General features: G+C 67.0%; 11 protein-coding genes, 1 tRNA gene and 1 riboswitch. Of the genes, 5 read left to right on the forward strand and 7 right to left on the reverse strand.

The features are described from left to right. Positions 1–4: 4 nt before the first annotated feature. From AB0915_RS18975 to AB0915_RS18985, 3 genes are all read right to left on the reverse strand, one after another. Positions 5–325: a multidrug efflux SMR transporter gene (locus AB0915_RS18975; RefSeq protein ID WP_366692174.1), complete on the reverse strand. Its 321-nt coding sequence runs from the start codon at positions 323–325 to the stop codon at positions 5–7. Between the two features lie 43 nt (positions 326–368). Next, positions 369–435, reverse strand: a riboswitch (guanidine-III (ykkC-III) riboswitch). An 88-nt stretch (positions 436–523) separates the two neighbouring features. Further along, complete coding sequence (locus AB0915_RS18980; protein ID WP_030923137.1) at positions 524–862, reverse strand: co-chaperone GroES; 339 nt, start codon at positions 860–862, stop codon at positions 524–526. 54 nt (positions 863–916) lie between these two features. Beyond that, a complete protein-coding gene (locus AB0915_RS18985) occupies positions 917–1,234 on the reverse strand; it encodes a DUF3618 domain-containing protein (protein ID WP_366692175.1) in 318 nt (105 codons plus the stop codon). A gap of 127 nt (positions 1,235–1,361) precedes the next feature. Between AB0915_RS18985 and bcp the strand changes: the two genes are divergently transcribed. The 4 genes from bcp (at position 1,362) to AB0915_RS19005 (ending at position 3,592) form a co-directional block, all read left to right on the forward strand. Further along, positions 1,362–1,829, forward strand: coding sequence for a thioredoxin-dependent thiol peroxidase (bcp, locus tag AB0915_RS18990; RefSeq protein ID WP_366692176.1), 468 nt, complete (start codon positions 1,362–1,364; stop codon positions 1,827–1,829). 223 nt (positions 1,830–2,052) lie between these two features. Beyond that, the gene (locus AB0915_RS18995; protein ID WP_366692177.1) at positions 2,053–2,673 is read left to right on the forward strand and encodes an HNH endonuclease; all 621 of its coding nucleotides are present in this window, start codon (positions 2,053–2,055) and stop codon (positions 2,671–2,673) included. A gap of 56 nt (positions 2,674–2,729) precedes the next feature. Next, positions 2,730–3,506, forward strand: a complete 777-nt coding sequence (locus AB0915_RS19000) for an HNH endonuclease (RefSeq protein WP_366692184.1) — start codon at positions 2,730–2,732, stop codon at positions 3,504–3,506. 11 nt (positions 3,507–3,517) lie between these two features. Continuing rightward, positions 3,518–3,592: transfer RNA gene (locus tag AB0915_RS19005), tRNA-Leu, on the forward strand. 52 nt (positions 3,593–3,644) lie between these two features. Here the strand turns inward: AB0915_RS19005 and rdgB are convergent. The 4 genes from rdgB to AB0915_RS19025 all read right to left on the reverse strand — a co-directional run bounded on the left by rdgB (position 3,645) and on the right by AB0915_RS19025 (position 5,905). Further along, the gene (gene rdgB / locus AB0915_RS19010; protein WP_366692178.1) at positions 3,645–4,247 is read right to left on the reverse strand and encodes an RdgB/HAM1 family non-canonical purine NTP pyrophosphatase; all 603 of its coding nucleotides are present in this window, start codon (positions 4,245–4,247) and stop codon (positions 3,645–3,647) included. A 34-nt stretch (positions 4,248–4,281) separates the two neighbouring features. Beyond that, the gene (locus AB0915_RS19015) at positions 4,282–4,674 is read right to left on the reverse strand and encodes a hypothetical protein (RefSeq protein WP_366692179.1); all 393 of its coding nucleotides are present in this window, start codon (positions 4,672–4,674) and stop codon (positions 4,282–4,284) included. Positions 4,675–4,776: 102 nt separating this feature from the next. Further along, on the reverse strand, positions 4,777–5,514 hold the full coding sequence (gene rph, locus AB0915_RS19020; RefSeq protein ID WP_366692180.1) for a ribonuclease PH: 738 nt from the start codon (positions 5,512–5,514) through the stop codon (positions 4,777–4,779). Positions 5,515–5,671: 157 nt separating this feature from the next. Beyond that, complete coding sequence (locus tag AB0915_RS19025; protein WP_142217368.1) at positions 5,672–5,905, reverse strand: glucose PTS transporter subunit EIIB; 234 nt, start codon at positions 5,903–5,905, stop codon at positions 5,672–5,674. A gap of 221 nt (positions 5,906–6,126) precedes the next feature. On the opposite strand from AB0915_RS19025, the gene AB0915_RS19030 reads away from it, so the two are divergent. Next, on the forward strand, positions 6,127–7,437 hold the full coding sequence (locus AB0915_RS19030; RefSeq protein ID WP_366692181.1) for a PTS transporter subunit EIIC: 1,311 nt from the start codon (positions 6,127–6,129) through the stop codon (positions 7,435–7,437). Positions 7,438–7,640 lie beyond the last annotated feature (203 nt).

Here is a 7,640-nt window from a genome sequence, read left to right on the forward strand (position 1 = left end):
CCTCTCAGTGCCCCGACGTCGCCTTCAGCCCCACCACAGCCACCAACAACAGAGACACGAAGAAAATCCGGGCGGCGGTCACCGGCTCACCCAGCACCACCATGCCGAGCACCGCCGCCCCCGCCGCACCGATACCGACCCACACGCCGTACGCCGTACCGATCGGCAACGACTTCGCCGCCTGCGACAACAGCACCATGCTGGCCACGATCCCGAACCCGGTGAACACACTCGGCCACAACCGGGTGAACCCTTCCGTGTACTTCATCCCGATCGACCAGGCCACTTCCAGCAGACCGGCAACAACCAGCAGAACCCACGCCACGACGGCACCTCCGAGCACCACAGACACACGAACGGACAAAACAGGTGCGTCGTCTTTGCGGAAACCCGGTACGGCGCGTCTCGTCGGGGTCCCACCAACATAGCAAAGAACATGCAAAAGGCCTGGTGACGGGCGTCACCAGGCCTTACGCCACATATCTCGCAGACAACAGCGCCACAGGGCTACAGGGCTACAGGGCTACAGATACAGCCCGGTCGAATCCACCGAACCCTCGAACCGGTCCGCCGCCACCGCATGCAGATCCCGCTCCCGCATCAGCACGTACGCCACACCCCGCACCTCGACCTCGGCACGGTCCTCCGGGTCATACAGCACCCGGTCGCCCGGCTCCACCGTCCGCACATTCTGGCCGACCGCAACCACGACAGCCCAGGCCAGCCGGCGCCCCACCGCAGCAGTCGCCGGAATCAGAATGCCGCCGCCCGAACGCCGCTCACCCTCAGGCGTATCGGACCGGACCAGCACGCGGTCATGCAGCATGCGAATGGGCAGCTTGTCGTCGGTGTTCTCGCTCACGACCCGAAACCTACCTGCCCGCGGCCCTCCCGCACGCCCCCGGGGTCAGCCTTCTCAGCGCTTCTTGCGCCGCGACACCACAAGCAGCCCCACCACACCGACCGCCAGCAACGCCGCCGGAACCACCCGCTCCAGACGCGGCGCGCCATCCTCCGACACAAACTGCGCCTTCACGTCCGACACCGTCCGATTCACCGCGACGAACGCCCGCCCGGCCGTCCGGTCCACGGCCTCGGCAGCCTTGGCCTTCGCATCACCGATGATCGTCTTCGGGTGCACCCGCACCCCGATCTCATCGAGCACCACCGCAAGCTGCTCACGCCTGCTGATGATGTCCGCCTCGATCTGCGCAGGGGTCCTGGCATCCGACACTGCGCCGCCTCCGTGGTCCTCGTCCGGTAAACCTTCATCGCCAGTCTGTCAGCTCAGCCGTCCGCGCACCCGACGGCACCCCTATTACGCTCGGTCCCGTACACCCCACACGCCCCTGAGGAGAACCATGAGCGAGCGACTCCAGCCCGGCGACACCGCCCCCGCCTTCACCCTCCCCGACGCCGACGGCAACGACATCTCGCTCGCCGACCACAAGGGACGCAAAGTCATCGTCTACTTCTACCCGGCCGCCCTCACCCCCGGCTGCACCAAGCAGGCCTGCGACTTCACCGACAACCTGGAACTCCTGGCCGGCGCCGGATACGACGTCATCGGTGTCTCCCCCGACAAGCCCGAGAAGCTCGCCAAGTTCCGCGAGAAGGAAAACCTCAAGGTCACACTCGTCGGCGACCCCTCCAAGGAAACCCTCGAGGCGTACGGCGCGTACGGCGAGAAGAACTCCTACGGCAAAACGGTGACGGGCGTCATCCGCTCCACCGTCGTCGTCGACGAAGAAGGCAAGGTCGAGCACGCCCTCTACAACGTCAGGGCCACCGGCCACGTCGCCAAAATCATCAAGGACCTCGGCATCTGACCGACACCACACCCCTGTGACGGGCGTCGCACGTTCACTCCCCATCGGTCTGCGACCGCCATGACCGCGCAGAAGCCCCGTCCCCCGGGAACGGCCCGCACCGCTTCAGCCGAAGTGGTGCGGGCCGTTCCACATCTCGCCGCATATCGGACGTGACCATCCGATAAACGGTTCGTTGCTCCGTACGAGGCCGCGAACGCGCGGTCGGGAACGGAGGAGATCGATGGCGGTTCGATACACGCGAGAGCTGCTTGAAGAGGCAGCACGTGAAACGACCAACTTCGACGATGCGGTCCGGTGGTGCGGGGGCACGCCGACGGCGGGCAGCAGGCGCTACCTGCGCCAGAAGCTGGCGGAGGCCGACATCGACACCTCGCACTTCGATAAGAAGTGGGTGCGCTACTCCGATGAATCTCTGCGCGATTCGGTCGCAGCCTCCGCCTCGGTCACGGAAGTCCTCCAACGACTGGGGATCAACCCTGTCGGCGGCAGCCACACGCACATCAGCAGGCGGATCGCGTCTCTGGGCATCTGCATATCCCACTTCACGATGCGCCGAGGCCGAGCCAAAGGCTCCCGCGGTAACGTGCTCGTGCTGGGCTCTCCGCAGGATGGACGGATCGGCGGCGCGCGGCTCCGCCGAGAACTCATTCGGATCGGAATACCGGAACGCTGCGCGGAGTGCGACATCGGCACCGTATGGAACGACAAACCACTACGGCTTGAGGTCGATCACAAGAACGGCAGCTGGTGGGACAACCGACCGGAAAACCTGCGGTTCCTCTGCCCCAACTGCCACTCGGCGACGGATACTTATCGCGGGCGCAAGCGGAGGGCGGCGTGAACAGTCCCCAGTACACGCGCGAGCGCCTGGCGGCGACTGCAGCCGAGTCATCCAGCATGGTGGATCTGATGCGCAGACTCGGCGCCACGCTCGGCAGCGGAGCGCGCTCCTACCTGAACCGACGCCTGCGGCACTACGGCATAGACACATCCCATTTCCGCGAGGAACTACTGCCGGAGCGAGAACGTCGCTCGTACTCGAAAGCACTCCTCGCCGAGGCTGCGGCACACTCCCACAGCATCCGGGAAGTGCTGGAGTACATGGGCCTCCCACCACAGGACAGCCCGTACGGCCATATCCGCAAGAAACTCGATCAGTACGGCATCGACACCTCGCATTTCACGCGCGGGCGCCGATACGGAGCAGGCATCCTGAACCGTGACGAGCTGGTGGCGGCCGTGGAGGCCTCGTTCAGCTTCGCAGGCGTACTCAAGCTTCTGGGTCGTGCCGACAACGGCGCCGGTCGCGCTCTCGTGAAGCGCAGCATCGAAGCGCACAGCATTTCAACCGAACACTTCACAGGGCAGGGCCACTTCCTCGGAGCTTCCTCCCCCTATCGCAAACCTGCGGGGGAGGTCCTGAGGCGGCTCGACCCGCCCTCGCCCCGGACGAGGACCGCTCATCTGCGACGCGCGCTTGATGACCTGAACGTTCCGCACGAGTGTGCAGCGTGTGGCATTGGCGATGTCTGGCGGGGCAAGCGCCTGGTGCTGGAGATCGACCACATCAATGGCGACCGACTGGACAATCGCCGCGAGAACCTGCGGTACCTGTGTCCGTCCTGCCACAGCCAGACCGAATCCTTCTCGAACCGACGTAGCCGCGCACAGTAGAGTGGGCGCGCGGGTCCGTACCCCAGCTGGCTAGAGGGCGCCGGTTTAGGTCCGGTGTGTCGTGGGTTCGAATCCCACCGGGCCCACAGGCAAGAAATGGTCGCCACCTTCCTTTCGAAGGTGGCGACCATCTACATGTCACCCCACCAGCTCCCGCACCACCGGCACCAGCGCCCGGAACGCCTTCCCCCGGTGGCTGATCGCGTTCTTCTCCGCCGCCGTCAGTTCCGCGCAGGTCCGGGTCATGCCCTCCGGCTGCAGGATCGGGTCGTAGCCGAAGCCGTTCGTGCCGGCCGGGGTGTGGCGGAGGGTGCCCAGGAGGCGGCCCTCGACCACGCGTTCCGTGCCGTCCGGGAGGGCGAGGGCCGCCGCGCAGGCGAAGTGGGCGGCGCGGTGGGCGTCGTCGATGTCGGAGAGCTGGGCCAGCAGCAGGTCCAGGTTGGCGCGGTCGTTGCCGTGGGTGCCGGCCCAGCGGGCCGAGAAGATGCCGGGGGCGCCGCCGAGTACGTCGACGCAGAGGCCGGAGTCGTCGGCGATCGCGGGGTGGCCGGTGGCCTGGGCCAGGGCGTGGGCCTTGAGGAGGGCGTTCTCGGCGAAGGTGACGCCGGTCTCCTTGACGTCGGGGATCTCGGGGTACGCGTCCGCGCCGACGAGTTCGTGGGTGAGCCCTGCGTCGGCGAGGATCGCGTGGAGTTCGGTGATTTTCCCGGCGTTGCGGGTGGCGAGGATCAGGCGGGTCATGTGCCGATTATCGCGGGGTGCCGGGCGGGGTCCGCTATGAGGTGCAGACGTTGCCGATCTCCTTGGCTGCGTCGGTGACCGGGGTGATGTCCGGGGTGGCGTCGCCCTTGTCGATGGCGTCGCGGACGTTCTTGACGCCGGCCTGGAGGTCGTCGACGGCCTTGGTGAGGTCGGCGTTGTCCGTCTTGTCGCCGAGGTTGCCGAGTTCCTTGTCTATCTCGTCGAGGGCCTCGGATGCCTGGGTGGGGTCGTTCGCGGCGTTGGAGACGGCCTGTTGGAGGTTGTCGACGCTGGTGGCTATGGCGTCGGCGGTACGGACGCAGTCGAGGGCCTTGTCGACGGCGCCGCAGCCGGCCGCGGCGGTGAGGGTGAGAGCGGTCAGGGTCAGCGCGACGGTGATGCGGCGGTGGCGGGTGGCCTTGGCCATGGTGCGGTTCCTCCCCGGGTGCGGATACGCGGACGGACGCACGGTTCGACCCGTGCGTCCGTACTCGTAACGACGCTCTGTGGTGCGTACTTGGTTGCTTCTTTACTCGCCGAGCGTGCGGGCGAGGGCCGCCTGCTGGATGGCGCGGAGGTCGACGCATCCGCTGGTGGCGAGGTCGAGGAGCTCGTTCAGTTCCTTGCGGTCGAAGGGCTCGGCCTCGGCGGTGCCCTGGACCTCGACGAAGCGGCCGTCGCCGGTGCAGACGACGTTCATGTCGGTCTCGGCGCGGACGTCCTCCTCGTAGCAGAGGTCGAGGAGCGGCGTGCCGTCGACGATGCCGACGCTGACGGCGGAGACGGTGCCGGTCAGCGGCTTGCGGCCGTGCTTGATGAGCTTCTTGTGCTGGGCCCAGGTGATGGCGTCGGCGAGGGCGACGTACGCGCCGGTGATGGCGGCGGTGCGGGTGCCGCCGTCGGCCTGGAGGACGTCGCAGTCGAGGACGACGGTGTTCTCGCCGAGTGCCTTGTAGTCGATCACGGCGCGCAGGGACCGGCCGATGAGGCGGCTGATCTCGTGGGTGCGGCCGCCGATCTTGCCGCGTACGGCTTCGCGGTCGCCGCGGGTGTTGGTGGAGCGGGGCAGCATGGAGTATTCGGCGGTGACCCAGCCTTCGCCGGTGCCCTTGCGCCAGCGCGGGACGCCTTCGGTGAAGGAGGCGGTGCAGAAGACCTTGGTGTCGCCGAAGGAGATGAGGACTGAGCCTTCGGCGTGCTTGCTCCATCCGCGTTCGATGGTGATGGGGCGGAGCTCTTCGGGGGTGCGGCCGTCGATACGAGACATGGCGTCGAGCCTATCGGCTGGGCCGTGGCCGCCGGTCGGGGTGTGCCGGGGGGCGGGTGGGGGTGCGGAGGGGGGCTGGTGGGGGTGTGCCGCAGGCCCCGTTCTGCTGGGTTCGGGGCCTGGGGGTGCGGAGCCGGGCCGGCTCCGCGAGTGGTCGTCACATCATGTCTTCGATGTCGGCGGCGATGGGGTCGGCGTCGGTGCCGATGACGACCTGGATCGCGGTGCCCATCTTGACGACGCCGTGGGCCCCGGCGGCCTTGAGCGCGGCTTCGTCGACCTTGCTCGGGTCGACGACCTCGGTGCGGAGGCGGGTGATGCAGCCTTCGATTTCTTCGATGTTGTCGATCCCGCCGAGCCCGGCGACGATCTTCTCAGCCTTGCTGGCCATGTGGTTCTCCCTGGTTCTTCACGTCCGGTGCCGGCCCACCATGGGTCCGTTTCGTCACGGTAACGCACGGTTGGCCCAACTTCGCGAGCGAGCAACCTGATCATCACCAATGATGACGATCACCGGTGCTCTGTCCTCCGGGCGGGTTACGGACCGCACCGCAACTGGTCTACACCACTTTGCGACGACCGCCAGACGTGGCCTGTTCCGGGAGGATGCCGATGAGCTCGAGCAGCGCCACAGCACCACGGAAGATGTGGTGGCACGGCTTCTTCCAGGGCCTCCAGAAGATGGGACGCAGCCTCCAGCTCCCGATCGCGGTGCTGCCGGCGGCCGGCATTCTCAACCGGCTCGGCCAGCCGGACGTGTTCGGCGACGAGGGTCTCGGCTGGAACGACGTCGCGAAGGTCTTCGCCGCTGCCGGTGGGGCGCTCCTCGATTCCGGTCTCGGACTGCCGTTGTTGTTCTGCGTCGGGGTCGCGATCGGCATGGCGAAGAAGTCGGACGGTTCGACGGCGCTCGCGGCGGTGACCGGCTTCCTCGTCTACTACGCGGTGCTGCACGCCTTCCCGGTGGACTGCCCACCGGGTTCCACTTTTACCGCGGGCGGCACCTGGTTCGGCACCTGTGTCACCGGCAACGCGAAGGTGACGGTCGCCCAGTACCAGAATCCCGGGGTGTTCGGCGGCATCGTGATGGGGCTGATGTCGGCGTGGTTCTGGCAGCGGTACCACCGGGTCAAGCTGGTCGACTGGCTGGGCTTCTTCAACGGCCGCCGTCTCGTGCCGATCATCATGGCGTTCGTCGGTCTGGCCTTCGCCGCCCTGTGCGCCTGGCTGTGGGCCCCGATCGGTGACGGTCTGACCGGTTTCTCCAAGTGGCTGGTGGACCTGAACTGGCTCGGCTCCGGCATCTTCGGTGTTGCCAACCGCGCACTGCTGGTCGTCGGCCTGCACCAGTTCCTGAACACGTTCGTCTGGTTCCAGTTCGGCGACTTCACCAAACCGGACGGGACGGTCGTGCACGGTGACATCAACCGGTTCCTGGCGGGCGATCCGACGGCCGGGCAGTTCACCACGGGCTTCTTCCCGATCATGATGTTCGCGCTCCCGGCTGCGGCGCTGGCGATCTACCACTGCGCCAAGCCGCATCGCCGGAAGGCGGTCGGCGGCATGATGCTCTCGGTCGGTCTGACGTCGTTCGTGACGGGCATCACCGAGCCGATCGAGTACTCGTTCCTCTTCGTCGCCCCCCTTCTGTATGTGATCCACGCGGTGCTCACGGGTGTCTCAATGGCGGTGAGCTGGGGGCTCGGGGTGAAGGACGGCTTCAGTTTCTCGGCGGGTCTGATCGACTACGTCATCAACTGGAGCCTGGCCACGAAGCCCTGGTTGATCATTCCGATCGGCTTCTGCTTCGCAGTGGTGTATTACGTGATCTTCCGGTTCGCCATCACCGCGTTCAACCTCCAGACCCCCGGGCGCGAGCCCGACGAACTGGAGGCACAGATCGAGAAAGACCTCGTCAAGTAGGTCTTCGGCCGGGGTTCGCCCCCGGCCGTCGTGCGTACCCGGCTAGTGCCGCGGCAGGCAACGTTCGCCCGTAAAGGAGCGGCGTCCGGTGCGTGCTCTCGGCGTGCCGGCCGGAAGCCCTCGTACTGGACCGTACTTGGGCTTCCGGCCTCGATCCGCAGGAGCGCGCCGCCGTCGTGGACCGTGAGGTCGAGTCGGAAGTC

This window comes from Streptomyces sp. NPDC048411 (genome assembly GCF_040704695.1).
Lineage (GTDB): Bacteria > Actinomycetota > Actinomycetes > Streptomycetales > Streptomycetaceae > Streptomyces.

Excerpts from the sequence above, each read along its gene's own strand:
- AB0915_RS19015 (WP_366692179.1), bottom strand. The coding sequence starts at position 4,674 with ATGGCCAAGGCCACCCGCCACCGCCGCATCACCGTCGCGCTGACCCTG.
- AB0915_RS19030 (WP_366692181.1), top strand. The coding sequence starts at position 6,127 with ATGAGCTCGAGCAGCGCCACAGCACCACGGAAGATGTGGTGGCACGGC.
- AB0915_RS19025 (WP_142217368.1), bottom strand. The coding sequence starts at position 5,905 with ATGGCCAGCAAGGCTGAGAAGATCGTCGCCGGGCTCGGCGGGATCGAC.
- rdgB (WP_366692178.1), bottom strand. The coding sequence starts at position 4,247 with ATGACCCGCCTGATCCTCGCCACCCGCAACGCCGGGAAAATCACCGAA.
- bcp (WP_366692176.1), top strand. The coding sequence starts at position 1,362 with ATGAGCGAGCGACTCCAGCCCGGCGACACCGCCCCCGCCTTCACCCTC.
- rph (WP_366692180.1), bottom strand. The coding sequence starts at position 5,514 with ATGTCTCGTATCGACGGCCGCACCCCCGAAGAGCTCCGCCCCATCACC.
- AB0915_RS19000 (WP_366692184.1), top strand. The coding sequence starts at position 2,730 with ATGGTGGATCTGATGCGCAGACTCGGCGCCACGCTCGGCAGCGGAGCG.
- AB0915_RS18995 (WP_366692177.1), top strand. The coding sequence starts at position 2,053 with ATGGCGGTTCGATACACGCGAGAGCTGCTTGAAGAGGCAGCACGTGAA.